Genomic DNA, 24,053 nt, shown 5'->3' on the forward strand with positions numbered 1-24,053 from the left:
GGCTTTAGGCTTGTTCGTTCAAATTTGCGCAAGCAACCACGAACGAAACGCCACCAGCGACGGCAGCATTTCGTTGCGTGGCGGGTAGGCCAGGTAATAGCTGCGCTGGCTGGCGAAGGGCAGGTCGAGGCTGATCAGCTCGCCGTTGGCCAGTTCGTCGGTGACGAGGATGCGCGGCACCAGGCCGATGCCGATGCCGGCCCTGACCGCCTGGATCAGGTGCGAGGTCAGTTCGAAGCTCGGCCCCAGGCGCATCATGCGATGGGGCAGGTGGTGATGGCTGAACCACTCGCCCCAGACGTTGGCGTTGGTGGCGACATTGAGCAGGGTCTGCGCGCCGATGCGCTCAGCCGACCAGTCCTGCTGGGCTGCGGCGGCTTGGGGGGAGATCACCACCAGCAGTTCTTCGGTGTGCAGCCGGTGGCTGATCAGGCCGGGCAAGTCGCTGGAGCCGACGACGATGGCGGCATCGATGCCGCTGGATTCGAAGTCGATGGTGTCGATCCGCGAATGGATGTGCACCAGCATGCCGGGGTGGTTCTTGTAGAAATCGTGCAGGCGCGGTAACAACCATTTCGAGCCGAAGGTCGGCAGGGTGGCCAGGCGCAGGGTGCCGCTGCCGGACTGATAGGCCATGGCCTGCAAGGTCGCGCTGCGAATACGCCCGAGCGCTTCGCTCATTTCCCGTTGATACAGTCGGCCGACATCGGTCAATTGCACCTGGCGCCCTTCGCGGCGGAACAGGGTCAGGCCCAATTGCTGCTCCAACGCCTGTACCTGTCGGCTCACCGCGCTTTGGGTCAGCGACAGTTCCATGGCGGCGCGGGTGTAGCTTTCATGGCGGGCGGCGGCTTCAAACGCCAGCAGCAGCGACATCGACGGCGTGAGATGGCGGTAATTCATTCATAAAACTCATCGATAGCGGCAGAAATATCCGTTTGTTGCGTGACCGAGCCTGCGGGATCATTGGCGTCTATAACGACCTGAGGCTGATCTATTAATGCTCAGGCGACAAGTATCATGAAATTTCCGTGAAGAGACCACCGCCATGATCGCCCAGCTGACGACCGCGTCCCCCGCGCAGCACTACCCGGAATTCCTCCAGGCCCTGCAAGCCAGCGGCTTTCGCGGCCAGCTCAGCGCCGACTATGCCACCCGTACCGTGCTGGCCACCGACAACTCGATCTATCAGCGCCTGCCGCAAGCGGCGGTGTTTCCGCTGGACGCCGACGACATCGTGCGCATCGCGACGTTGATGGCCGAACCTCGTTTCCAGCAGATCAAACTGACGCCACGGGGCGGCGGTACCGGGACCAACGGTCAGTCGCTGACCGACGGCATCGTCGTCGATCTCTCGCGCCACATGAACACGGTGCTCGAGATCAACGTCGAAGAGCGCTGGGTGCGCGTGCAGGCGGGCGTGGTCAAAGACCAGCTCAATGCTGCGCTCAAGCCCCACGGCCTGTTCTTCGCCCCGGAACTGTCCACCTCCAACCGCGCCACCGTAGGCGGCATGATCAACACCGACGCCAGCGGGCAGGGCAGTTGCACCTATGGCAAGACTCGCGATCACGTGCTGGAACTCGACAGCGTACTGCTGGGTGGCGAGCGTCTGCACAGCCAGCCGCTCGGCGAAGCGGAGCTGGAGGCGGTGTGCGCCCAGCAAGGACGCATTGGCGAGGTGTACCGCACCGCACGGCACATCCAGGAAACCCAGGCCGATCTGATCGAGTCGGTGTTTCCCAAACTCAACCGTTGCCTGACCGGCTATGACCTGGCGCACCTGCGTGACGAACAAGGTCGGTTCAACCTCAACAGCGTGCTGTGCGGCGCCGAAGGCTCGCTGGGCTACATCGTCGAAGCCAAGCTCAACGTGCTGCCGATCCCCAAGTATTCGGTGCTGGTCAACGTGCGCTACAGCAGCTTCATGGACGCGCTGCGCGATGCCAACGCACTGCTGGCGCACAAGCCGCTGTCGATTGAAACCGTCGATTCCAAGGTGCTGCTGCTGGCGATGAAGGACATCGTCTGGCACAGCGTCGCCGAGTATTTCCCCAGCGACCCCGAGCGCGCCACCCTGGGTATCAACCTGGTGGAGTTCAGCGGCGAAGACGTGGCGCAGGTCAACGCCGACGTGGCGGCATTCGTCGAACACCTGCAAGCCGACAAGACCATCGAGCGCCTGGGCCACACCCTGGCCGAAGGCGCCGAAGCGGTGACCCGCGTCTACACCATGCGCAAGCGTTCGGTGGGGCTGCTGGGTAACGTCGAGGGCGAAGTGCGCCCGCAGCCGTTCGTGGAAGACACCGCCGTGCCGCCGGAGAAGCTCGCCGACTACATCGCCGAGTTTCGCGCCTTGCTCGACAGCCATGGCCTGGCCTATGGCATGTTCGGCCACGTCGACGCCGGGGTGCTGCACGTGCGCCCGGCGCTGGACATGAAGGACTCGGCCCAGGCGGCGCTGGTCAAGCCGATCTCCGATGCCGTGGCCGAGCTGACCCAGCGTTATGGCGGCCTGCTGTGGGGCGAGCACGGCAAGGGCCTGCGTTCGGAATACGTCCCGGCGTTTTTCGGCGAGCTGTACCCGGCGCTGCAATCGCTCAAGGGCGCGTTCGATCCGCATAACCAGCTCAACCCCGGCAAGATCTGCACGCCGCCGGACGCCGAACAGGGTTTGCTCAAGGTCAACGAGGTGACCCTGCGTGGCGACCTCGACCGGCAGATCGACGAGCGCGTCTGGCAGAGCTTCGGCAGCGCCGTGCACTGCAACGGCAACGGCGCCTGCTACAACTACGACCCTAACGACGCCATGTGCCCGTCGTGGAAAGCGACCCGCGAGCGCCAGCATTCACCCAAGGGCAGGGCGTCGTTGATCCGTGAGTGGCTGCGTCTGCAAGGGGCGGCCAATATCGACGTGCTGGCGGCGGCACGCAGCAAGGTGTCGTGGCTCAGTGGCTTGCCTGCGCGGCTGCGCAATAACCTGGCGCGCGCCCGTGGCGAGGCGGACTTCTCCCATGAAGTCTACGACGCGATGGCGGGTTGCCTGGCCTGTAAATCCTGTGCCGGACAGTGTCCGATCAAGGTCAACGTGCCGGAATTTCGTTCGCGTTTCCTTGAGCTGTACCACGGTCGTTATCAACGCCCGTTGCGCGATTACCTGATCGGCTCGCTGGAGTTCACCATCCCTTACATGGCCTATGCACCGGGCCTGTATAACGCGGTGATGGGGTCGAAATGGATCAGTCGTCTGCTTGAGCGCCACGTCGGTATGCTCGACAGTCCGCTGCTGCATCGCTTCGACCTGCAAAACACGTTGACCTGTTGCAAGGTCGCGGTGGCCAGCGTGCCGGCCCTGCGCGAACTGACTGCTGCGCAGCGTGACCGCAGTGTGGTGCTGGTACAGGACGCCTTCACCCGTTACTTCGAAACGCCATTGCTGGCCAACTTCATCCAGTTGGCGCATCAGCTGGGTTACCGGGTGTTCCTGGCGCCCTACAGTGCCAACGGCAAGCCATTGCATGTGCAGGGCTTTCTCGGCGCGTTCGCCAAGGCGGCGATTCGCAATGCCACTCAACTGAAGGCGCTGGCTGACTGCGGCGTGCCTTTGGTCGGCCTGGACCCGGCGATGACCCTGGTCTATCGCCAGGAATATCAGAAAGTGCCGGGGCTCGAAGGCTGCCCGAACGTGCTGCTGCCTCAGGAGTGGTTGCTGGATGCGCTGCCGGATAATCCTCGTCCGGTCAGTCAGACCTTCCGTTTGCTGGCCCATTGCACCGAGAAAACCAACGCCCCGGCCAGCACTGGGCAGTGGCAAGCAGTGTTCGCCAAGCTTGGGCTGAAACTGGTGACGGAAGCGACGGGGTGCTGCGGCATGTCCGGCACCTACGGCCACGAAGCGCGCAACCAGGAAACTTCGCGAACGATTTTCGAGCAGTCCTGGGCCGGCAAGCTGGACAAGCCTGGCGAGGCCCTGGCCACCGGGTACTCCTGCCGCAGCCAGGTCAAGCGCCAGGCAGACAAGCAATTGCGCCATCCGCTGGAGGCGTTGCTGGAGCATTGTGGGCGCAGCTAACCGGACCTGCTTGCACCCCCCCCCTCTGTAGGAGCGAGCTTGCTCGCGATAGCGGTGTGACATTCAACATGGATGTCGGCTGATCCACCGCAATCGCGAGCAAGCTCGCTCCTACAGGGGACGCGGTAGCTTCGGATCCACTGATCCGCACTTTTTTGTCCCGCCTGCCACTGTCGCCAAGCCCTGCGCGCTTCTAAAGTCGAGGGATCTTCCCAAGGGAAACCCCGCCCATGTACAGCCCGTTCGCTGTTCCAGGCTCCGCTCGACAATTTCATGATCGTCTCTACGCCGGCGAAATCCTGCGCATCAACGAGGCGCCGGCCATGCTCGCCCTGGTCGAGCACACCCGGGCGATGCTTGAAGAAGCGCTGCATCCCTGGCCGCCGACCCACATCCATCGCCATCTGAACCACGAACAACAGGCCGTGCTGTTCGCCAAATGCCAGGGCGCTTTTGCCGGTTCTCGCGAGATTCAGGGGCTGTGGCGAGCGGTCATCGAAAGCCAGGGCCTTGAGGCGCAGGCACTGGCCTGCGACCGATTGCACCTGCGCTTCCAGCCGCACCGCGAAGCTGATGCGCGTGCCTCACGGGCACGAGTGACGGCAACCATTGCATTTCACCGAGACACCTGGGGTTCGAACCTGTACGCGCAGACTAACTGGTGGGCGCCGATCTATCCGATCACGGCAGGGCGAACGTTTGCGATTTACCCCAACCTCTGGCAGCGCGCACTGCGCAATTCCAGCGCCGATTTCGATATGCGCGCCATTCTCCAGCGTTCCCACCAGGACGGGCGCAACACGGTGGATGCCGATGAGGCCATCCCGCATTTGCTGGAACCGATCGATGGGCAAGAGGGCATTGCGGTGCAAATCGAGCCGGGCAGCCTGATCGCCTTTTCCGGCGCGCACGCCCACGCCGGCGTTGGCAACAGCACCGGGCTGACGCGCATCTCGTTCGAAACCCGCTCGGTGTTGATCGCCGACGTCCTGGCCGGGCTCGGCGCGCCGAACGTCGACGGTGATGCGCCCTGGCAAACACCCGGGCTGTTCCGCCGCATGAGCGACGGCCAGCGCCTGAACGATGTCCTGGGCTGTCACTTCATCGAACCCTACCACCGCTCCCACAGGGATTTGGGCTAAACACACATTCTGTGAGCGGCCCGGCCTCCTGTAGGAGCGAGCTTGCTCGCGATAGCGGTGGGGCAGTCAGCGTTGATGTCGGCGGTGCCATCGCGAGCAAGCTCGCTCTTACAAGGCTTCGGAAATGCTTGAGATGTTATAGGGTAACAATATAAGGTGCTCGCCCCCGTTCCTGTAATGCGAATACCCCATGACCCTCGCACCACCGCGTTCCACCGTCGTCCGGCTTCTGAGCATCGATGCACTCAGAGGCCTGGTGATTCTGTTCATGCTGCTCGACCACGTGCGCGAAACCTTCTTCCTGCACCATCAGGTCGGCGATCCCATGAACGTTGCCACCACTGAACCCGCGTTGTTCTTCAGTCGCACCCTGGCGCACCTGTGTGCCCCGGTGTTCGTGCTGCTCACTGGTCTGTCGGCTTGGCTGTACGGCGAAAAGTATGCGGGCAAGGGCGACGTCAGTCGTTTTCTGTTCAAGGGGTCGTCTCAGAAAACGGAAAATAAAGCACGCTAAGCGTGCGTGGAGGCTGGCACCCAGCGGTACAGCGTCGGAATGGACACGCCGAGGTTCTTGGCCACGTCCTTGGGCGGCACCCCGCTGGCCAGCAGCTTCTTGGCCGACTCGATCTTGCTGTCGGTCATCTTCGGCTTGCGGCCGCCTTTGCGGCCGAGCTGCTTGGCGACTTCCAGCCCGGCGCGGGTGCGCTCGACGGTCAGCTCGCGCTCCATTTCGGCAAGGCTCGCCATGACGTGGAAGAAGAACCGCCCGGATGGTGTGCCGGTGTCGATGGAGTCGGTGAGGCTCCTGAACTGGACACCGTGCTTGTGCAGCTCGCCGACCAGATCGACCAGTTGCTTGACCGACCGGCCCAGCCGGTCGAGCTTCCAGACGACCAAAGTATCGCCTTCGCGCAGCATTTCGAGCGTCTTGGCCAAGCCAGGCCGGTCTGCCCGCGTGCCACTCACCTTGTCCTCGAAGACCTTTTTACATCCGGCCTTGCTCAAGGCTTCGCGTTGCAGCTCCAGGTTCTGATCCTGCGTCGAGACGCGCGCATAGCCAATCAACATGGCTTGTCTCGCGCCCGGTCGATGCGTTCCTGCATCGCCTGCATCACTTCTTCGTGGGTGTACGATCTGGCGTTGGCGTCGGTGGCTTGCCGCAGGGCTTCCTCAACCTCGCGCGTCATCCGCTCGTAATCCTCCGGCCACAGCGCTTGCTCCATGCGCAGCGACGCCTGACCCAGCAGGTGCAGCAGGCTGAACAGCCGCATGTCGTTGGTGGCGACGATGCGCTCCCGAATCTGCTCCTGAATAGCTTCGCTAGCCCGATGCGCTTGTGGTGTGGCAGTCCCCTCGTAGTCAGCGGGGAATTCCGCTTCCTCGGCAATCCTTGCCCAGGCGCTGGCCAGCGCCTCGATGGTTGACGTGCTCATTTCCGCCGCTCCTGTGCTCTTTGGCGAATCAACCGGCCAAGGGGCCTCGACGCGAAAACCAGCAGCATCACGCCTATCGGATACCAGGTCGAGAAGACCACCAAGGCATCGAAGGCTGGCCGTCCGGTGTTGGTAGGCAGTACGGCGGTCACAGCCATCAACCCGCCGACCGTCCAGATGATGCGCCACACGTAGGGCATCACGCGGGGCACGTAGCCGTCATCGAAAGCGGTCTGGTAGTAGCGGCGCAGGCCGCGCTCGGCAAGCGCCTGGCGCTGCCGCTCCGACAGCGCATCCGTCCGGCCATACCAGCGCCGGAATGGTGGACAGCGCAGCAGCAAAGGGGTGAAGAGGATCATCACCGCCACGATCGCGACACCCCACGCCATGACGGCGCCGGCATCGGGCCGCTTGGCGTTCTCGATCACGGGCGCGAAGACGCCCGGAGCACCGATCATCCAGAACAGCGCAATGTGCTGATGGAAGGAGAGCTTCATTTGCTCATCCACTTGCGCAGCAGGCGCTTTTTCAGGGAGGCGCGTTCTTGCGGGTTGCGTCCCTTGTGATTGGCGATGCGATCCGCCGTGGCGGCCTGGCGCTTGACGGGCCAGTAGGAGCGGCCATCCTTGCCCATCGACCAGACGCTGCTGGCCTGGTTTTCCAGCAGGGGCAGATGGGCGCTCAGGGCTTCGGGCGACGCGCTGGTCAGCGCCGTGCGCTCACGGGTGCGCCAGCGCTGATGCCAGAGCTTCTTGTCCTCGCGCTCGCTGCCGCAGGTCGTGTGCCCGACGATGGGTGTTTTGCGGCGGCTGCGGCTCATAACGTAGTGGTCTCCAAGAACATTCAGGACTGATCCCAGGCGTCGATGGTCAAGACCTGATCGGCAGGACAGGCGGCTACGCGGTCGGGAACTGGATGGTGTTCAGTCTCATGCCGACCCCATTCGATTGATCGCGTCGCTTGCGGCACGCTGCGACGCAAGGAGGTTTGCGACCTGGTTTAGCAGCCGTGTCCGCTGCATGTCTGTTACCTATCTCCCCGACCGCTCATTGGACCAACTCCAGAGATTGGGCTCTATCGCTCAGCCAATACGAAACCGGCATTGGCTGATGCCACAACCGAGACGAACACAAATGGCTCGGTACCTGTATTTCGCGCCCCGTGCACTTGGCCCGGTCTTGCCACGGCTATCTCACCTTCCCTGAGGGCACGAACAATCCCATTGCCCTGAAAGTAATCAGCCATTCCCGACAAAACAGTCCACGTGTCTTGGCCGTGAGGATGAATGTGAGCCGCAATTTCCTGCCCGGGATGGACATGCCAAACCACGATAATTGAGTCTCGGGTTTCAAGCACAACGGAACGAATAGGCTCGCCTTCGGACGGCTGAACATACTCGGCTACAGAAAATATTCTCGATTCAACAGTCATCGGAGATCCCTCTTTCACAGTGCCCCCAGACAGGCTGGATATGTGTAACGGCTCGCGTTTGAAAACGGGCGTGCTCGCATTCGATGCCGCTTTCGGCTCGAATTAACTGCAACTGACGGCGCGCTGAAGCTCACGCTATTTGCAAACGAGCTTGCAATCGACGGCGGCGGCTCGCATTTCATGGCGGCGTGCTCGAATTAATTGCAAGTGAAATGCCTGGTTCCAAGCTATCCAAAATCAATAGATGCAGTGCCGGCTGCCCGCTAACGCCCCTGAGCGGTCAGACGGGGATTGACCTACGCCGCCTCTCGCACGAGACGGATATCGACTTCTCTGTCAACGTACTTCCATTCCTCTGTTGCACGCAGTTCGGAAAGCAATGCGTTGAACTCAGCCTCATGGGTTGGCGCGAACTCGAACCAATTGAGAAAATCGAACGGTTCATTTTCAGAGAGGTCGCGGCAGTGATGGAGCTTGCGCGCTACTGCAGGCAAGTAGTTGAGCCCGATTTGAATGTGCTTTGACTTTTCGAAAACGCTCCGGCGCTCGTCTTGCGTGAATTCCCACCAAGCTGCGTTTTTTCGGATCGGTATCAACGCAGCGCAAGTTGCTTCTGGGCGCGCTAGCCCTTGCTGCTTCGCCACAATTTCGTTCTTCTCTTCGCGCATGACATACCGTTCATTGCTTGTTATTCCGCGAAGTACCCAGGGTGCATTGGTTTCGGGCTGCAACTCTGAGGCAGATATTACGTTGAGCCTTTTGGCTTCAGGCAGTGACTTGCCAACTATGGTTTCGGTTCCAACGATCCGCCAAAGACCGCTGTCTCCGCCGACGAATGCAAATAATCGTGTATCCATTTCAACCCCTTCATGTGAGTGTGTTAACTTTTTTACAGCTTCAAAAAACCTATCTGCCCATCCCATGCTTGTGCATCATCGCCTCGCCTCGCTTAGCGTAGTATTGCATTACGCTTACCAGCGCACCCCCCCCCAGTTAAATTGTAAATATAGCATCGAATTGGTCTGTGATACGACCGCCAGAAAATAGCCGTTTGTCGCCATTTCCAAAATTAATTGTACCGTATCGGTACACCACATCGAGGTTGATGTCGAAATAGCCGTGAGCCATGCGATTACGCATATTGCGCATGCTGCGCCACGGCACGTCGGCATGCGCCTGGGTGAACTCGACGTAGCCATCCATCACCTTTGTGGCCGCCTCGCCGATGACGATCAGGCTCATGATGACGGCCTGCTGGGTGCGCTTGTCGGCCAAGAAGTCGTCCTTGGCCATCCCTTCCACGAAGCTGCGCGCATCGGTTGCGGCCTGCTGAATGTGGTCGAGGTAATCGGGCAGGCGGTTCTCGCTCATATCGGTTGCGCCTCCGCGAGCACCTTGGCCCGGAACTTCGGCGGCAGGTCGCCGGGAGTCAGCAGATCGACGTCAACGCCGAGCAGCGATTTCAGTTCTTCTTCCAAATCGCCCAAGTCCAACAACGTGGCACCGGGCAGCGCATCGACCAACAGGTCGAGGTCGCTGCCATCCCGGTCGGTGCCATGCAGCACCGAGCCGAAGACGCGCGGGTTCGCGGCGCGAAAGCGGCCTACCGCTTCACGCACTGCGCTTCGCTTCATGTCAAGCACAACAGACGGTCGCATGGGCATCCTTTCTTATCGAAACTCGTTGAGATGATATGCAATCAAGAATAGAATTTCAAGAACTATTTTCGAGAATCGCAATGCCTTGATTCCCGTGCCGCGCCGGTTGCCTTGGCGGGCTTGTCACAAACCTACGTTTTCAAGAAGAAGGAAACCGCATGCCCCGCCGTTCGATCCTCTCCGCCGCCGAGCGCGAAAGCCTGCTGGCGTTGCCGGACACCAAGGATGAGTTGATCCGTCACTACACGTTCAGCGAAAGCGACCTCTCCATCATCCGGCAGCGGCGCGGCCCGGCCAATCGGCTGGGCTTCGCGGTGCAGCTCTGCTACCTGCGCTTTCCCGGCGTCATCCTTGGCGCTGATGAGCCACCGTTCCCGCCATTGCTGAGACTGGTCGCCAACCAGCTCAAGGTCGGCATCGAAAGCTGGGACGAGTACGGGCAGCGTGAGCAGACCCGACGCGAGCACCTGGTCGAGCTGCAAACGGTGTTCGGCTTCCAGCCGTTCACGATTGGCCACTACCGGCAGGCTGTCCAGTTGCTGACCGAGCTGGCCATGCAAACCGACAAGGGCATCGTGCTGGCCAGAGCCTTGATCGAGCACCTGCGGCGGCAGTCGGTCATTGTGCCCGCCCTCAACGCCGTCGAGCGGGCGAGCGCCGAAGCGATTACCCGCGCCAACCGGCGTCTCTACGACGCCTTGGCTGAGCCGCTGACGGACGTGCATCGCCGTCGCCTCGACGATCTGCTCAAGCGCCGCGACAACGGCAAGACGACGTGGCTGGCCTGGCTGCGGCAATCCCCGGTCAAACCGAACTCGCGGCACATGCTGGAACACATCGAACGCCTCAAGGCGTGGCAGGCGCTCGACCTGCCCTCCGGCATCGAGCGGCTGGTTCACCAGAACCGGCTGCTCAAGATCGCCCGCGAGGGCGGCCAGATGACGCCCGCCGACCTGGCGAAGTTCGAGCCGCAGCGGCGTTACGCGACCCTGGTGGCGCTCGCCATCGAGGGCATGGCCACCGTCACCGACGAAATCATCGACCTGCATGACCGCATCCTGGGCAAGCTGTTCAATGCCGCCAAGAACAAGCATCAGCAGCAGTTCCAGGCATCCGGCAAGGCGATCAATGCCAAGGTGCGGCTGTTCGGGCGCATCGGCCAGGCGCTGATCGAGGCCAAGCAAGCGGGCCGCGATCCGTTCGCCGCCATCGAGGCCGTCATGTCCTGGGATGCTTTCGCCGAGAGCGTCACCGAAGCGCAGCGGCTCGCGCAACCCGAGGACTTCGATTTCCTGCACCGCATCGGCGAGAGCTACGCCACGCTGCGCCGCTACGCGCCGGAATTTCTCGACGTGCTCAAGTTGCGGGCCGCGCCCGCCGCCAAGGACGTACTCGACGCCATCGAGGTGCTGCGCAGCATGAACAGCGACAACGCCCGCAAGGTGCCCACCGACGCGCCGACCGAGTTCATCAAGCCGCGCTGGCAGAAGCTGGTGATGACCGACACCGGCATCGACCGGCGCTACTACGAACTGTGCGCGCTGTCGGAGCTGAAGAACGCGCTGCGCTCCGGCGACATCTGGGTGCAAGGCTCGCGCCAGTTCAAGGACTTCGAGGACTACCTGGTGCCGCCCGCGAAATTCGCCAGCCTCAAGCAGGCCAGCGAATTGCCGCTGGCCGTGGCCACCGATTGCGACCAGTACCTGCATGACCGGCTGACGCTGCTGGAAACGCAGCTCGCCACCGTCAACCGCATGGCGCTGGCCAACGAGCTGCCGGACGCCATCATCACGGAGTCGGGCCTGAAGATCACGCCGCTCGATGCGGCGGTGCCCGATACCGCACAGGCCCTGATCGACCAGACGGCGATGATCCTACCGCACGTCAAGATCACCGAATTGCTGCTGGAGGTAGACGAATGGGCGGGCTTCACCCGGCACTTCGCCCACCTGAAGTCAGGCGACCTGGCCAAGGACAAAAACCTGTTGCTGACCACGATCCTCGCCGACGCGATCAACCTGGGCCTGACCAAGATGGCGGAATCGTGCCCCGGCACGACCTACGCCAAGCTGGCCTGGCTGCAAGCCTGGCACATCCGCGACGAAACCTACGGGGCGGCACTGGCCGAGCTGGTCAACGCGCAGTTCCGACATCCCTTCGCCGAGCATTGGGGCGACGGCACCACGTCATCGTCGGACGGCCAGAACTTCCGAACCGGCAGCAAGGCAGAGAGCACCGGGCATATCAATCCGAAGTATGGAAGTAGCCCTGGGCGGACGTTCTACACCCATATCTCCGACCAGTACGCGCCGTTCCACACCAAGGTCGTGAACGTCGGCGTGCGCGACTCGACCTACGTGCTCGACGGCCTGCTGTATCACGAATCCGACCTGCGGATCGAGGAGCACTACACCGACACGGCAGGGTTCACGGACCACGTCTTCGCGTTGATGCACCTGCTGGGCTTCCGCTTCGCCCCGCGCATTCGTGACCTGGGCGACACCAAGCTCTACATCCCGAAGGGCGATGCCACCTACGAGGCGTTGAAACCGATGATCGGCGGCACGCTCAACATCAAGCACGTCCGCGCCCATTGGGATGAAATCCTGCGGATGGCCACCTCGATCAAGCAGGGCACGGCGACGGCCTCGCTGATGCTCAGGAAGCTTGGCAGCTACCCGCGCCAGAACGGCCTGGCCGTCGCCCTGCGTGAGCTGGGACGCATCGAGCGCACACTGTTCATCCTGGACTGGCTGCAAAGCGTCGAGCTGCGCCGCCGCGTGCATGCCGGGCTGAACAAAGGCGAGGCGCGCAACGCGCTGGCCCGCGCCGTGTTCTTCAACCGCCTGGGGGAAATCCGCGACCGCAGCTTCGAGCAGCAGCGCTACCGGGCCAGCGGCCTCAACCTGGTGACGGCGGCCATCGTGCTATGGAACACGGTCTATCTGGAGCGGGCCGCGAACGCCTTGCGTGGCCACGGTCAAGCCGTCGATGACGGCCTGTTGCAGTACCTGTCGCCGCTCGGCTGGGAGCACATCAACCTGACCGGCGATTACCTCTGGCGCAGCAGCGCCAAGATCGGCGCGGGCAAGTTCAGGCCGCTACGGCCGCTGCAACCGGCTTAGCGTGCTTTATTTTCCGTTTTCTGAGACGACCCCAACCAGCGCTGCCATCGCATCCAGAATCTCGCCCTGCTCATTCATGTCGGGCGTGCCGTAGATCGACCGCGTGAACATCAGCTCGTGGTGGATCGACACCGCCTTGCGCTTGAAAACCATGATATCGAATGCCTTGGGATCGTCGATCAGTCCGAACCGTCCTTGTGGGGCGATCAGTTCGGCGATGTCGGCGACATGTTGCTCGGTATGTGTGGTCGAAAAGACGAAAGCGGGAGCACCGATGCCGAGTTCGGCGATCTGTGGCGCGAGCGGACGAGAATGGTCGATGACGTGGTGAGCTCCAAGCCCTCTTACCCACTCTTGGGTTTCCGGTCGAGAGGCTGTGGCGATGACGGTGAGGTCCGTGCGCTGTCGCGCGATCTGGACGGCGATCGACCCAACCCCGCCCGCGCCACCGATGATGAGGATCGCCTCCGCCGCACCGGGTACGGGCTTCGCCACGTCCAGGCGGTCGAACATCGCCTCCCAGGCCGTCAACGTCGTCAGCGGCAGCGCCGCCGCTTCCGCCCAGGAGAGCGACGCAGGTTTGTGACCGACAATCCGGGCGTCGACGAGATGGAACTCCGCATTGGTACCGGGCCGTGTGATCGATCCGGCATAATAGACCTCGTCGCCTAACTCGAACTGCGTGACGTCGGGGCCGACCTCGCGCACAATCCCGGCGGCATCCCATCCCAGCACCTTCCAATCGCCATCTGCCGGCGGCGTGCTGTTGCGGACCTTGTAGTCGACCGGGTTGACCGAGACGGCCTTCACCTCAACCAGGATATCGTATCCTGCAGCGACAGGCCGAGGCAGATTGATGTCGACCAGCGCGGCATCCGCGGCGATGGGTCCCGGAACCTTGTAACCAATGGCTTTCATAAATGTCTCCAGCTTGCTTGATCGGATGACGCGAATGCTCGTTAGTCAACTTCTTCTACATTGAGGTCCCGACTCTTGAACTGGGTCGCGGTAGCAGATTTCATCGAACACGTCGATCAACAGGCCCTTATGCTCGGTCGCCGGATCGGTGATCGCGTAGAGGGTGGAGGCGTTATCGCCATCATCACCGCTTCCGAGGCGAAACGCCGCGTCGACGCAGATGCCGCACGGACCGATGGTTGATCCTGGCTCGAGATCGACGAGATTGCTGTCCTTGACGCGCTATTCGCGGTCTTAGCCCTTGGCGATGAAGGACTGAACTGCTTGTAGAGCGTCGGTCAGCTGCTATGTCATGGACGCACCTTCATCTTGAGTTGGATTGGACAAGCTTCCGTATAAGGCCCGCTGTAACCGTCAGATGACGGCGAAGAAAACGATGGGCAGTATTCACAGCCACTTAGCCTTCTTGAAGCGCACAAATAGGAAAACGCACGATATCGCTATCACTCCGAGCACGACAAAGTATCCGTAGGCCGTGTCCAGCTCCGGCATGTGCTTAAAGTTCATGCCGTATATTCCAGCGATCGCCGTCGGGACTGCCAGTATTGCCGCCCAAGCCGCCAGCTGGCGGGTGATCACCCCCGTCCTTTGCGCTTCAAGAAGGCTGCTGGCCTCAAAGACCGTGGACAGGACAAGCAGGAGGCCGTCGACCATGGACTGCACGCGGTGGACATGGTCCGCGACGTCGTGGAAATATGGTGTCATTTCGGCGCTGATGCAGGGAAAGTGGCCGCGAACGAGCTTTCGCACCAGCTCGGCCATAGCCCCGAGCGTGCGCTGGAACCGCGTGAGTTCGGACCTTAGTTCGAAGATTCGCGCCACCTCTTCTGGCCCGAGGAAATCGTGCAGCGACCGTCGCTCCATCGCCAGGACGTCGTCCTCGATCATTTCGAAGATGGGCAGATACTGGTCGACCACGCGATGCAAGATCGCGTGCAGCACATAGTCGACACCCTTGCCGAACTGCGTCGGCGATGCCTCGAGTTGCTCCCGAAGTTTGCCCAGCGCTCCGGCATTGCCGTGCCGCACGGTGATAAGGTGATTGTGACCGGTGAAGATCGCCATCTTGCCGTAGCTGATCCGGTCGCCGACCAGCTCGGCGGTCTGCGCGACGACGTACAACTCATCGTTGTAGACCTCGAGCTTGGGCGGGCACAGCGGGTGCATCGCGTTGTCGATCGCCAACGGATGAAGATTATATGTCCTTTGGATCGCGAGTAGTTCCTCGGGGGTGGGTTCGCTAAGCGCGATCCAGCAGAAGCCCGAGCGACTCTCGCCCAACTTGACGTGCTCATCGAGCGCGATTTCGCGAACTCGCTTGCCTTCGTTGTAATAATAGGCGGCGATGATGCTCATGCTGGCCTCGCGGGAATGTGGAGGCCACGCTGGACGGCCGGTCGAGCCAGCCCGCGTCCAAGCCATGCGCGGACGTTCGAAAAGCTGCTGAGGCCAAGGATGTCACCCGCAGCGTAGAATTCCACCAGCGCATTCACCCAGCCGAGCGTCGCGATGTCCGCGATCGAATAGTCGTCGACGATCCAGTCGCGGCCTTCCAGCCGGCGATCCAGAATCCCCAGCAGACGCGTGGATTCGTCGATAAAGCGCTGTTGCGGCCGCTTGTCCTCATAGTCCTTGCCGCCAAATCGCAGGAAGAAGCCGAGCTGACCGAACATCGGCCCGATGGCCGACATCTGAAAGAACACCCACGCTAGGGTCTCGTAACGCTGGCCTGGTTCGGTGGAGATGAACTGACCCGTCTTGTCGGCCAGATAGAGGAGGATCGCACCGGATTCCCATAAGGCGATGGGTCTACCGTCAGGGCCAGCCGGATCGATGATCGCCGGTATGCGTCCGTTCGGGTTCAGCGACACGAACGCCGGATCCTTCGACTCGTTGTTCGAGATGTCGATCAGGTGGGGCTCGTACGCCAGGCCAGTCTCCTCAAGCATGATCGAGACCTTGACGCCATTGGGCGTAGGGGCTGCGTAGAGTTGCAGGCGATCGGGATGAGATGCCGGCCAGCGCTGCGTGATCGGAAAGGACGAGAGGTCTGGCATAAATCTGCGATCCTGGTGTTGCGATGGCGACTGACTGGAACGAGCCGTCACTCTGAAGTAGGGTTCGATGACCGCGTCGCTGAACGACGCGGTCACGAAGATTGCGGACCGGATCGGCGCAGTGGCAACGGCAGTGAAGCCTATTCCGCCGCGGTCCCGGCCGCTGGCTGTACGTCGTCAACCTTTTGGCGCTTCGGAAGCACCCAGCCGGGACGGACGAAGTGGCAGGTGTAGCCGCCCGGGCGCTTCTCCAGATAATCCTGGTGATCGGGCTCGGCCTCCCAGAACTCGCCGACCGGCTGGACCTCGGTCACCACTTTGCCATCCCACAGCCCCGAGGCATCCACATCGGCGATCGTATCCTCGGCGACGCGCTTCTGCTCCTCGTCGACATAATAGATGCCCGACCGGTAGGAGAGCCCACGATCATTGCCCTGGCGGTTCAGCGTCGTCGGATCGTGGATCTGGAAGAAGAATTCCAGGATGTTCCGGTAGCTCGTCACTGTCGGGTCGAAGACAATCTCGATCCCCTCGGCATGCGTGCCGTGATTACGATACGTGGCGTTCGGAATATCGCCGCCCGTGTAACCCACACGGGTCGAGATGATGCCGGGCCGCTTGCGGATCAGATCCTGCATGCCCCAGAAACATCCTCCTGCGAGAACAGCGCGCTGATGCATGTTAAGCCTCCTCTACTTGATCGAGATATTCACCGTATCCCTCGGACTCCATCTCGTCGCGCGGGATGAAGCGAAGGGACGCTGAGTTGATGCAGTACCGCAGACCGCCGCGGTCGGAAGGACCATCGGGGAACACATGGCCGAGATGACTGTCTGCGTGTACTGACCTGACCTCCGTCCGGACCATGCCGTGTGCGCTGTCCCGCACCTCGTTCACGTTTGCCGAAACGATCGGCTTGGTGAAGCTGGGCCAGCCAGTACCCGAATCGAACTTGTCCGTCGAAGCGAACAGTGGCTCTCCCGACACTATGTCGACGTAGATGCCAGGCTCCTTGTTGTCGTTGTACTCGCCCGTGAAGGGCCTTTCGGTGCCCGCCTCCTGGGTAATTCGGTGTTGCTCGGGAGTCAGGTGGTCGATTGCTGTCTGTGACTTTTCAAACTTCATTACAGTCTCCAATACTTATCTAGAGGGCCAGGCACGCTACCGCTAATTTTTTATGTCTCCTGATTTGCTCCTACAATGGTAGTGGGATGGCAAACGAGGTTTTACTAAGTGTTGGAAAATTAGAGATTTAAATTTCGCGTCTATTAATTCTAGCGCAACTGAGTGGTTAAGCAAGTACGTAATCAGTAAATATTAAAAAAATAACACAAAAGCACGATTATATAATACAGTGTCAGTGTTTTATGATAATCAACAACGCCTGTTTAGATGCTGGTAGATGCGAATTTTTTGGCGTACAGTCAAAATTTTCTGATGGTTGCTTAGTGTGTTGGCGCTGATGGAAAATTGACCCACCGGGGATGCGGCGGAAATCTTGGACTACCTGGAGGTAGTTCATGTACTCATACGAAGACCGTATCCGAGCGGTCAAGCTCTACATCAAACTGGGCAAGCGAACCGGGGCAACTATTCGTCAGTTGGGCTACCCGACGAAGAACTCTTTGAAGAGCTGGCACGCAGAGTATGAGCGATGCCTCGACCTGCCGCGTGGCTACGAGAACTCGAAGTCGAAGTACTCACTGGCCCAAAGGGAAAAGGCTGTCGGGCACTATCTCGAATACGGTCGCAACATCGCCGCTACCATCAAGGCGTTGGGCTACCCCGCGCGGGATTCGTTGCGTGCCTGGATTTACGAAATGCACCCCGAGTTGCATACGCGTATTGTCGGTCGTTCAGACGGGTTAGCCCGGCCGCCAGCGGTGAAGCAGGCAGCGGTCATCGCGCTGTGCACGCGAAAAGAAAGTGCGAAAGCCCTGGCTCAAAAGCTGGGCGTGTGCAGGCCGACCTTGTACAACTGGAAAAACCAGCTACTCGGCCCAGAGGTATCCCCATCCATGAAGTGTCGGCTTGAACCCTCATCGTCACCGGAACGAGAGGAGTTGCAGCGGCAACTCGAATCTCTCCAGCTCGATGTTCGCCGTTTGCAGCTTGAACATGACCTGTTGATGAGGGCGAATGAACTCATAAAAAAAGAGACGGGCATCAACCGGCAAGTCCTGACCAATCGGGAGAAGACATTGCTGGCTGATGCCCTAAGGCAGAGGTACTCCTTGCTAGAGCTGCTTGACGCGTTGGGCTTGGCCCGAAGCTCCTATTTCTATCATCGAGCCCGAATGCAGGTCGCGGAAAAGTACACCGAAGCGCGTCGTGCCATGGCGGACATATTCGAGCGCAATCATCGTTGCTATGGCTACCGTCGGATGCGAGCTTCGTTGAGCAGGCAGCGTGTGCGCCTTTCAGAGAAGGTGGTGCAGCGCTTGATGAAGCAGGAGTGCCTAGTCGTCGCCAAGCCGAAACGGCGTCGATACGGTTCCTACCTCGGGGAGATCAGTCCGGCGCCGGAAAACCTCCTCAACCGCGACTTCACGGCCCTAGCTCCGAATGAGAAATGGCTGACCGACATCTCGGAGTTCCAGATCCCAGCCGGCAAGGTGTACCTGTCCCCCATGATCGACTGCTTCGATGGGAAGGTAATCAGTTGGTCGATCGGCACGCGTCCCGACGCCGAGCTTGTGAACACGATGCTGGATGCCGCTGTCGAAACGGTGGCCAGCAACGATAAACGGCCTGTTGTTCACTCCGATCGTGGCGCTCACTACCGCTGGCCCGGCTGGCTATCGCGCATCGCTGATGCGAAGCTGATTCGTTCGATGTCGCGCAAAGGCTGCTCACCTGACAACGCGGCTTGTGAAGGTTTCTTCGGCCGACTGAAAACGGAGCTGTTCTATCCTCGCAACTGGCAGTCAACGAGCATCGAGCAGTTCATTCAGGCCTTGGATTCATACATTCGCTGGTACAACGAAAAACGAATCAAGATTTCCCTCGGCGCGCTCAGTCCCATTGAGTATCGTGAAAGCCTGGGCTTCGCGGCATAACCAGTCCAAGTTTTTGTCCGCATCCCCACCCTGCCGATTGAAATTTGACCCAGGGCGGATTGCTGATTTTGTTACCAGCAACTGTGGATAAGTCTACCAGCGCAGCTGCTGTTGCCCCCACTCCTTCGCTAGCCCAGTTCAGTTGTTTAAGACCTGCCACACGCAGCCATGTAGCAGGCCGTCGTCGCCATGAAATCAGAACGGCTCATCGTCCTCCGGTTCCTGGCCGCCCTTACGCTTTCGCTCCCGTGATTTGATCTTGGCCTGGGCCGCCAAGCTACTGTGTTGCAGGCGATAGGACTCGTTACCGGTTTCGACGATGTGGCAGTGGTGGGTCAGCCGATCCAGCAGGGCGGTGGTCATCTTGGCGTCGCCGAACACGCTCGACCATTCGGCGAAGCTCAGGTTGGTGGTGATCACCACGCTGGTGTGTTCGTACAGCTTGGATAGCAGGTGAAACAGCAACGCACCGCCGGCCTGGCTGAAGGGCAGATAACCCAGTTCGTCGAGGATGACCAGATCCATGCGCAGCAGAGCTTGGGCGATCCGCCCGGCTTTGCCGTCGTGCTTTTCGCGCTCCAGCAGATTGACCAGATCGACCGTGGAGTAGAAGCGCACGCGCTTGCCGTGCCGGGTGATGCCGGACACGGCCAGCGCAGTGGCCAGGTGGGTTTTACCGGTGCCAGGCCCACCGATCAGCACCACGTTCTGCGCGGTGTCGGTAAAGGCCAGACTGGCCAGTTCGCTGATCAAACGAGCGTCTGCGCTGGAGGCGCTGAAGTCGAAGCCGGCCAGGTCGCGGTGCATCGGCAGCTTGGCCATGTTCATCTGGTGGCTCACCGAGCGCATGGCGCGATCTGTGTGCTCTTGTTCCAGCAGGTGTTCGAGCAGCCACTTGGACGAGGCTGTGTTCGACTCACCCTGCGCAGTCAACTCCGCCCAGGCCGTGGCCATGCCGTGCAGGCGCAGCTCCTTGAGTTCCGCCATCAAATCACGCATGACCGATCTCCTCGGTCTGGCCACGCAGGCGGTCGTAGCGCGCCGTGTTAGCGACGGGGGCTTCCTTGAGCGACAAGTGGGTTTCGACGCTGGGTGGTGGTTCGGTCGCGGCCAGGCGCGCCACGACATTGAGGATGTGTTCGGCGCTCAGGCTGCCGCTTTCCAGTACCAGCTCAACAGCCACCAGCACCGCATCGAGCCCGGCGACCGGTACGGCAGCCAGAACTTGCGCCATGATCCGGTCACCGCCGGCATGACGCCCCAGACCGTGCTTAAGCTGACGCAGCGGCGCCGGCAGATCAGCAAAGGGCGCGCCGTTGCGCAGCGCACCGGGCTTGCGTTCGATCAGCGGGAGGTAGTGCTGCCAGTCATAGCTGACCTGGTCGCGATCCAGCAAGCGGACATGGCTGGCGATCAGCGCGTCGTCAGCCACCACCTCGATTCGCGTCGGATACAAACGGCTGCTGACCCACTTACCCGCATACTCACACGGCACCGAGTAGCGGTTGCGCCCGACGCTGACCAGGCAGGTGCTGGAGACCCGCGCAGGCCGCTCGACGTAACCGTCGAATGGCGCTGGCACAGGCATCAGTTCAGCGCGCTCCAACTCCAGCACTTCGGCCACACTCAGCCCGCTGTATTGAGGGTGCGTCAGCTCGTTCCAAAGCGCGCGGCAGCGCTGGCCCAGCCAGGCATTGAGTTCCTCGAAGGAGTGAAACTGGCAGTCCTGGGCGTCTAGCCAGATACGCCTGCGGCTGTCTTGCACGTTCTTTTCAACGATGCCCTTTTCCCAACCAGCGGCGACGTTGCAGAAGTCCGGATCGAACAGGTAATGCGCGCACATCACCGCAAAGCGCGCATTCACCGCCCGGCCTTTGCCCTTATTGACCTTGTCGACGGCGGTCTTCATGTTGTCGTAGATGCCCCGGCGCGGCACGCCGCCCAAGGAGCCGAACGAGCGTGTATGGGCGTCAAATAACATCTCATGGCCCTGGCTCGGATACGCCACAAGCCAGAACGCACGGCTGGCACACAGCTTCAGATGTGCCACCTGCATACGCCGGTAAATGCCGCCGACCAGCAAGCCTTCCTCGCTCCAGTCAAACTGAAACGCCTCGCCAAGAGCAAAGGTCAGCGGCACAAAGGCCTGCGACGCCTTGCCCTGTCCCCCTCGCCAGGCACGGATAAACGCGGTGAGCTGGCTGTAGCCACCGTCATAACCTTCGGCTTTGATTTGCGCCAACAGCGCCTTGGCACTGCGCCGCTGTTGCTTGGGCCGCAGCGAATCGGCTTTTAGCGCCTGCTCCAGCGTGGCGTGAAAAGGGCTGAGTTTGTTGAAGATCGCGCGGCGTTGGTAGACCGGCGGCTTGGCCTCAGGTGATCTGACCCACTTGCGAATCGTGTTGCGCGCCAACCCGGTGCGCTTGGCTATCTCATGCAGCGACAGCTTGTCGCGGAAATACATCCGGCGAATTTTGCCCATCATTTCCATACTGATCACCCTGTGTTCTCCTGCTCAAAAATTGAGCAGAAGCAGTTGAACACCTGGGTCAGTTTTCAGTCGGCAGAACAGCCTCTACTGGGTCAGTTTTCGGTCAGCGGCAACAAAAAGAGATCTTTCGCATGCTCGATGAAGGTCAGAGTAATCAGCAGATCATCGACTTCATGGTCGATCGCTATGGCGAATTCGTGCGCTACAAACCTGAGCTGAACAGCCACACCTGGTTGCTCTGGTTTGGGCCTGGCGGTTTGTTGTTGGGCGGTGTGTGGGTGATTTACTTGATCGTTGCACGTCATCGTGGTCGGCATGGCGATGATGTTGAGGTGTTTTCTGACCAAGAGCGTCAACGGCTCCTCCTCCTATTGGGTAAAGAATCTAATGATTGATTTCTGGCTATGGGTCGGCCTGCTGTTGCTGGTTGCCCTCAGTTTCGTGCTAATCCCTGTGTTGTTTGTACGTCGTGCCCAAAGCGAAGAAGATCGCACCGCTTTTTACGTGGCGCTGTATCAGGAACGCCTGGCGGAGCTACAGCTTCAGCAAGGGGACGGAGTGATGTCTCCTGCGCAAAAAAACAGTGCCCGCTCTGAGGCGGACCGCGAATTGCTGGCGGACACCGAAGGAGCTGGCCTCGAACGTTTTTCGACTACAGGCAAGCCGCTACCAGTATTCGTGGCTTTCTTGATACCGGCGCTGGGGCTCGCGCTGTACCTGCATTTTGGCGCCAGCGACAAAGTCGAGCTGGTTCGTGAGTTCGCCCAGCCTCCCGGTTCACTCGCGCAAATGAACGACCGTCTGGAACGCGCGGTTAACGCCCAACCGGAGTCAGCTGAGAACGCTTATAACCTGGCCCAAAACTACATGGCTCAAGGGAGGCCCGACGATGCCGCTAGAATGTTCGAACGAACGGTGTCACTGGCCGGTCGCCGACCGGAGTTATTAGGCGAGTGGGCTAAAGCATTGTATTTCTCTAACAACAAAATGTGGTCTCCGCCAATCAAGGCGCTGACAGATGAAGCTTTAAATGGAAATCCGGGTGAGCTCCAGAGCTTGAGTCTCATAGGTCTGGCTGCGTTTGAAGAGCATCGTTACCAAGATGCTTTAAAATATTGGCATCACGCATTAGCAGAGATGGGTTCCGACCATCCGTCACACGCTGCTTTAGTACAGGCCATTGGAAAGGCAAGAAACGGTCTTTCAGCGGATGAAAAAAACAACAATTTGACGATTAACCATGTTGCTGGCTTGCCACCAACACCGCTCAAGGTACGGGTGGACATTTCCCCGGAAATTTTCGAAAAGGTCGCTTTGGATGACAGTGTGTTCGTTTTCGTACAGACGCTATCGGGCTCCAAGGTACCTCTCGCTACCATACGACTTAAGGTCTCAAGTCTGCCGGCCGAGGTGGAGTTTTCAGGCGCTGATGCAATAGTTACCAGCAACACCTTATCGCAGACAGCCGCGATTCAAGTGACTGCTAGGGTCTCTAGGGGAGGGAAGAGTAGGTCGGGGGAATGGTTGGGCCGAAGCTCGACGACATTAAATTCGAAGAGCGCTAGGCTGAAGCTTACGATCAACCTTCCGGATATCTGATCGACTGCACCGCAAAGTGCTGTTGCCAGGTACTGTAAAATAGAAGAGTGAGCACTTGATTTGCTGGTGCTTTCAAACAACGGTGTTGTTTTTTTAACAGCCGAACTGGAAAGGGAGGCTGAGCTGCTCAGTGATCACTTTATCCGTTGGCTGATTTACGCCGGCATGTTCGCTACCAATGTCATCAACTTTGGAAATTATCCATAAATATCATATAATTAGCGCTCAAATCAGTGCATGGGAGAAGCCCTTTTGACTACCTATACCGCATCGCTTGACACCGCCAGCCAAACCCTGGCTTGAAAATTGTACAAAAAATAACCAGCCCGCTCGATTGTCCCGCCTTCATCGCCGCCCACCGCCAGAATCCTCAAGACTTTACCCGCCGACGCCAGCTCACCTTCAAGAACCTCGTCCTGTTCCTGCTCAATCAGCCGCGCACGGCCCTGCAAACCGAACTCGATCAGTTCTATCGCGTACTCAATCAGGCGTCGACTGAGACGCAAATGGTCACTGCGCAGGCCTTCTGCAAAGCGCGCAAAAAGCTCAACCCCGAGGTATTTGAAAGTCTCAATCGCCTCCTGCAGCAACAAATTGACTGCTTCGGGCTGCGTCAGAAGTGGCGTGGGCTGAGGGTGCTCGCGGTGGATGGCTCGACCGTGCATTTACCCCTGGAGTCGACCATGGCGACCTTCTTTGGCAGTCACTCTGGCTTTCCCATGGCTCGCTTGTCCACACTCTACGAAGTCGCTGACGGTCAAACCTTGCATAGCCTGATCGTGCCCCTGACCGTCGGCGAGCGCGACTGTGCCCATCTGCACCTTGAGCACCTGCCGGCTGACAGCCTGACGCTGTTTGACCGTGGTTACCCTGGGCACTGGTTATTCGCGCTGTTCGCGCAGCAACAGCGGCACTTTCTGATGCGCCTGCCCTGTGGCTATAACGCCCAGGTCAAAGCGTTTCTACACTCTGGCCAAGTTGAAGACACACAGCTTTTCGTGGCCAACC

The 24,053-nt window shown here is 60.2% G+C and carries 21 protein-coding genes and 4 pseudogenes; 9 read left to right on the forward strand and 16 right to left on the reverse strand.

Annotation, left to right across the window (positions count from 1 at the left end):
- Nucleotides 1-18: 18 nt before the first annotated feature.
- Nucleotides 19-903, reverse strand: a complete 885-nt coding sequence (locus HBO19_RS27530) for a LysR substrate-binding domain-containing protein (protein ID WP_169990547.1) — start codon at nucleotides 901-903, stop codon at nucleotides 19-21.
- 145 nt (nucleotides 904-1,048) lie between these two features.
- Here HBO19_RS27530 and HBO19_RS27535 point away from each other — a divergent pair, with 145 nt between their 5' ends.
- From HBO19_RS27535 to HBO19_RS27545, 3 genes and pseudogenes are all read left to right on the forward strand, one after another.
- Nucleotides 1,049-4,072 (forward strand): FAD-binding and (Fe-S)-binding domain-containing protein, encoded by a 3,024-nt coding sequence (locus tag HBO19_RS27535; RefSeq protein WP_169990548.1) that lies wholly within the window; start codon nucleotides 1,049-1,051, stop codon nucleotides 4,070-4,072.
- Nucleotides 4,073-4,302: 230 nt separating this feature from the next.
- The gene (locus tag HBO19_RS27540; protein WP_169990549.1) at nucleotides 4,303-5,214 is read left to right on the forward strand and encodes a hypothetical protein; all 912 of its coding nucleotides are present in this window, start codon (nucleotides 4,303-4,305) and stop codon (nucleotides 5,212-5,214) included.
- Between the two features lie 190 nt (nucleotides 5,215-5,404).
- Nucleotides 5,405-5,692: pseudogene (locus HBO19_RS27545) on the forward strand (heparan-alpha-glucosaminide N-acetyltransferase domain-containing protein); the annotation flags it as partial.
- 32 nt (nucleotides 5,693-5,724) lie between these two features.
- Here the strand turns inward: HBO19_RS27545 and HBO19_RS27550 are convergent.
- From HBO19_RS27550 to HBO19_RS27585, 8 genes are all read right to left on the reverse strand, one after another.
- Nucleotides 5,725-6,282: a recombinase family protein gene (locus tag HBO19_RS27550; RefSeq protein ID WP_004118524.1), complete on the reverse strand. Its 558-nt coding sequence runs from the start codon at nucleotides 6,280-6,282 to the stop codon at nucleotides 5,725-5,727.
- Nucleotides 6,276-6,647, reverse strand: a complete 372-nt coding sequence (locus HBO19_RS27555) for a hypothetical protein (protein ID WP_003100853.1) — start codon at nucleotides 6,645-6,647, stop codon at nucleotides 6,276-6,278. Before HBO19_RS27555 ends, HBO19_RS27550 begins: the two co-directional genes overlap by 7 nt.
- Nucleotides 6,644-7,144, reverse strand: a complete 501-nt coding sequence (locus tag HBO19_RS27560; RefSeq protein ID WP_003100856.1) for a hypothetical protein — start codon at nucleotides 7,142-7,144, stop codon at nucleotides 6,644-6,646. The genes HBO19_RS27555 and HBO19_RS27560 overlap by 4 nt, the downstream gene beginning before the upstream one ends.
- Nucleotides 7,141-7,467, reverse strand: a complete 327-nt coding sequence (locus HBO19_RS27565; RefSeq protein ID WP_003100858.1) for a hypothetical protein — start codon at nucleotides 7,465-7,467, stop codon at nucleotides 7,141-7,143. Before HBO19_RS27565 ends, HBO19_RS27560 begins: the two co-directional genes overlap by 4 nt.
- A 254-nt stretch (nucleotides 7,468-7,721) precedes the next feature.
- The gene (locus HBO19_RS27570) at nucleotides 7,722-8,078 is read right to left on the reverse strand and encodes a cupin domain-containing protein (protein WP_003465043.1); all 357 of its coding nucleotides are present in this window, start codon (nucleotides 8,076-8,078) and stop codon (nucleotides 7,722-7,724) included.
- 296 nt (nucleotides 8,079-8,374) lie between these two features.
- Nucleotides 8,375-8,935 (reverse strand): chlorite dismutase family protein, encoded by a 561-nt coding sequence (locus HBO19_RS27575; protein ID WP_151122437.1) that lies wholly within the window; start codon nucleotides 8,933-8,935, stop codon nucleotides 8,375-8,377.
- Nucleotides 8,936-9,071: 136 nt separating this feature from the next.
- On the reverse strand, nucleotides 9,072-9,449 hold the full coding sequence (locus HBO19_RS27580; protein WP_262377094.1) for a DUF86 domain-containing protein: 378 nt from the start codon (nucleotides 9,447-9,449) through the stop codon (nucleotides 9,072-9,074).
- Nucleotides 9,446-9,736 carry a nucleotidyltransferase gene (locus HBO19_RS27585; protein ID WP_001247892.1) on the reverse strand — a complete coding sequence of 97 codons (291 nt, stop codon included), beginning with the start codon at nucleotides 9,734-9,736 and terminating at the stop codon, nucleotides 9,446-9,448. Before HBO19_RS27585 ends, HBO19_RS27580 begins: the two co-directional genes overlap by 4 nt.
- Nucleotides 9,737-9,894: 158 nt before the next feature.
- Here HBO19_RS27585 and HBO19_RS27590 point away from each other — a divergent pair, with 158 nt between their 5' ends.
- Nucleotides 9,895-12,861 (forward strand): Tn3-like element ISPa38 family transposase, encoded by a 2,967-nt coding sequence (locus HBO19_RS27590; protein WP_016487058.1) that lies wholly within the window; start codon nucleotides 9,895-9,897, stop codon nucleotides 12,859-12,861.
- A gap of 9 nt (nucleotides 12,862-12,870) precedes the next feature.
- Here the strand turns inward: HBO19_RS27590 and HBO19_RS27595 are convergent.
- Nucleotides 12,871-13,779 (reverse strand): annotated as a pseudogene (locus tag HBO19_RS27595) (zinc-binding alcohol dehydrogenase family protein); the annotation flags it as partial.
- A 75-nt stretch (nucleotides 13,780-13,854) separates the two neighbouring features.
- Between HBO19_RS27595 and HBO19_RS27600 the strand changes: the two are divergent.
- Entirely contained in the window at nucleotides 13,855-14,022 is a 168-nt protein-coding gene (locus tag HBO19_RS27600) for a hypothetical protein (protein WP_016487060.1), read from the forward strand.
- Nucleotides 14,023-14,226: 204 nt separating this feature from the next.
- On the opposite strand, the gene HBO19_RS27605 is transcribed toward HBO19_RS27600, so the two are convergent.
- From HBO19_RS27605 to msrB, 4 genes are all read right to left on the reverse strand, one after another.
- On the reverse strand, nucleotides 14,227-15,195 hold the full coding sequence (locus tag HBO19_RS27605; protein ID WP_003464971.1) for a magnesium and cobalt transport protein CorA: 969 nt from the start codon (nucleotides 15,193-15,195) through the stop codon (nucleotides 14,227-14,229).
- Entirely contained in the window at nucleotides 15,192-15,896 is a 705-nt protein-coding gene (locus tag HBO19_RS27610) for a glutathione S-transferase N-terminal domain-containing protein (RefSeq protein WP_003464969.1), read from the reverse strand. The genes HBO19_RS27605 and HBO19_RS27610 overlap by 4 nt, the downstream gene beginning before the upstream one ends.
- Before the next feature lie 140 nt (nucleotides 15,897-16,036).
- Nucleotides 16,037-16,576 carry a peptide-methionine (S)-S-oxide reductase MsrA gene (gene msrA / locus HBO19_RS27615; RefSeq protein ID WP_003464967.1) on the reverse strand — a complete coding sequence of 180 codons (540 nt, stop codon included), beginning with the start codon at nucleotides 16,574-16,576 and terminating at the stop codon, nucleotides 16,037-16,039.
- Nucleotide 16,577: 1 nt separating this feature from the next.
- On the reverse strand, nucleotides 16,578-17,021 hold the full coding sequence (msrB, locus tag HBO19_RS27620; RefSeq protein ID WP_003464965.1) for a peptide-methionine (R)-S-oxide reductase MsrB: 444 nt from the start codon (nucleotides 17,019-17,021) through the stop codon (nucleotides 16,578-16,580).
- A gap of 395 nt (nucleotides 17,022-17,416) precedes the next feature.
- On the opposite strand from msrB, the gene HBO19_RS27625 reads away from it, so the two are divergent.
- On the forward strand, nucleotides 17,417-18,955 hold the full coding sequence (locus HBO19_RS27625; protein WP_008071379.1) for an IS3 family transposase: 1,539 nt from the start codon (nucleotides 17,417-17,419) through the stop codon (nucleotides 18,953-18,955).
- A gap of 195 nt (nucleotides 18,956-19,150) precedes the next feature.
- Here HBO19_RS27625 and istB read toward each other — a convergent pair whose 3' ends face one another.
- Both istB and istA read right to left on the reverse strand, forming a co-directional pair.
- The gene (istB, locus tag HBO19_RS27630; protein ID WP_010454871.1) at nucleotides 19,151-19,954 is read right to left on the reverse strand and encodes an IS21-like element ISPst3 family helper ATPase IstB; all 804 of its coding nucleotides are present in this window, start codon (nucleotides 19,952-19,954) and stop codon (nucleotides 19,151-19,153) included.
- The gene (gene istA, locus HBO19_RS27635) at nucleotides 19,947-21,446 is read right to left on the reverse strand and encodes an IS21-like element ISPst3 family transposase (RefSeq protein ID WP_169990550.1); all 1,500 of its coding nucleotides are present in this window, start codon (nucleotides 21,444-21,446) and stop codon (nucleotides 19,947-19,949) included. The genes istB and istA overlap by 8 nt, the downstream gene beginning before the upstream one ends.
- A gap of 113 nt (nucleotides 21,447-21,559) precedes the next feature.
- Between istA and HBO19_RS27640 the strand changes: the two are divergent.
- The 3 genes and pseudogenes from HBO19_RS27640 to HBO19_RS27650 form a co-directional block, all read left to right on the forward strand.
- Nucleotides 21,560-21,841, forward strand: a pseudogene (locus HBO19_RS27640) (cytochrome c-type biogenesis protein); the annotation flags it as partial.
- Entirely contained in the window at nucleotides 21,834-23,045 is a 1,212-nt protein-coding gene (ccmI, locus tag HBO19_RS27645) for a c-type cytochrome biogenesis protein CcmI (RefSeq protein ID WP_012080656.1), read from the forward strand. The pseudogene HBO19_RS27640 and the gene ccmI, both read left to right, overlap by 8 nt.
- 299 nt (nucleotides 23,046-23,344) lie before the next feature.
- A pseudogene (locus tag HBO19_RS27650) lies at nucleotides 23,345-24,053 on the forward strand (IS4-like element ISPa1635 family transposase); the annotation flags it as partial.

The sequence above is a fragment of the Pseudomonas sp. WS 5021 genome (assembly GCF_012985535.1).
Classification (GTDB): domain Bacteria; phylum Pseudomonadota; class Gammaproteobacteria; order Pseudomonadales; family Pseudomonadaceae; genus Aquipseudomonas.

What these genes read in the sequence shown, in the direction of transcription:
- HBO19_RS27530 (WP_169990547.1), bottom strand. Translation starts at nt 903, where the DNA reads ATGAATTACCGCCATCTCACGCCGTCGATGTCGCTGCTGCTGGCGTTT.
- HBO19_RS27535 (WP_169990548.1), top strand. Translation starts at nt 1,049, where the DNA reads ATGATCGCCCAGCTGACGACCGCGTCCCCCGCGCAGCACTACCCGGAA.
- HBO19_RS27540 (WP_169990549.1), top strand. Translation starts at nt 4,303, where the DNA reads ATGTACAGCCCGTTCGCTGTTCCAGGCTCCGCTCGACAATTTCATGAT.
- HBO19_RS27550 (WP_004118524.1), bottom strand. Translation starts at nt 6,282, where the DNA reads ATGTTGATTGGCTATGCGCGCGTCTCGACGCAGGATCAGAACCTGGAG.
- HBO19_RS27555 (WP_003100853.1), bottom strand. Translation starts at nt 6,647, where the DNA reads ATGAGCACGTCAACCATCGAGGCGCTGGCCAGCGCCTGGGCAAGGATT.
- HBO19_RS27560 (WP_003100856.1), bottom strand. Translation starts at nt 7,144, where the DNA reads ATGAAGCTCTCCTTCCATCAGCACATTGCGCTGTTCTGGATGATCGGT.
- HBO19_RS27565 (WP_003100858.1), bottom strand. Translation starts at nt 7,467, where the DNA reads ATGAGCCGCAGCCGCCGCAAAACACCCATCGTCGGGCACACGACCTGC.
- HBO19_RS27570 (WP_003465043.1), bottom strand. Translation starts at nt 8,078, where the DNA reads ATGACTGTTGAATCGAGAATATTTTCTGTAGCCGAGTATGTTCAGCCG.
- HBO19_RS27575 (WP_151122437.1), bottom strand. Translation starts at nt 8,935, where the DNA reads ATGGATACACGATTATTTGCATTCGTCGGCGGAGACAGCGGTCTTTGG.
- HBO19_RS27580 (WP_262377094.1), bottom strand. Translation starts at nt 9,449, where the DNA reads ATGAGCGAGAACCGCCTGCCCGATTACCTCGACCACATTCAGCAGGCC.
- HBO19_RS27585 (WP_001247892.1), bottom strand. Translation starts at nt 9,736, where the DNA reads ATGCGACCGTCTGTTGTGCTTGACATGAAGCGAAGCGCAGTGCGTGAA.
- HBO19_RS27590 (WP_016487058.1), top strand. Translation starts at nt 9,895, where the DNA reads ATGCCCCGCCGTTCGATCCTCTCCGCCGCCGAGCGCGAAAGCCTGCTG.
- HBO19_RS27605 (WP_003464971.1), bottom strand. Translation starts at nt 15,195, where the DNA reads ATGAGCATCATCGCCGCCTATTATTACAACGAAGGCAAGCGAGTTCGC.
- HBO19_RS27610 (WP_003464969.1), bottom strand. Translation starts at nt 15,896, where the DNA reads ATGCCAGACCTCTCGTCCTTTCCGATCACGCAGCGCTGGCCGGCATCT.
- msrA (WP_003464967.1), bottom strand. Translation starts at nt 16,576, where the DNA reads ATGCATCAGCGCGCTGTTCTCGCAGGAGGATGTTTCTGGGGCATGCAG.
- msrB (WP_003464965.1), bottom strand. Translation starts at nt 17,021, where the DNA reads ATGAAGTTTGAAAAGTCACAGACAGCAATCGACCACCTGACTCCCGAG.
- HBO19_RS27625 (WP_008071379.1), top strand. Translation starts at nt 17,417, where the DNA reads ATGTACTCATACGAAGACCGTATCCGAGCGGTCAAGCTCTACATCAAA.
- istB (WP_010454871.1), bottom strand. Translation starts at nt 19,954, where the DNA reads ATGCGTGATTTGATGGCGGAACTCAAGGAGCTGCGCCTGCACGGCATG.
- istA (WP_169990550.1), bottom strand. Translation starts at nt 21,446, where the DNA reads ATGGAAATGATGGGCAAAATTCGCCGGATGTATTTCCGCGACAAGCTG.
- ccmI (WP_012080656.1), top strand. Translation starts at nt 21,834, where the DNA reads ATGATTGATTTCTGGCTATGGGTCGGCCTGCTGTTGCTGGTTGCCCTC.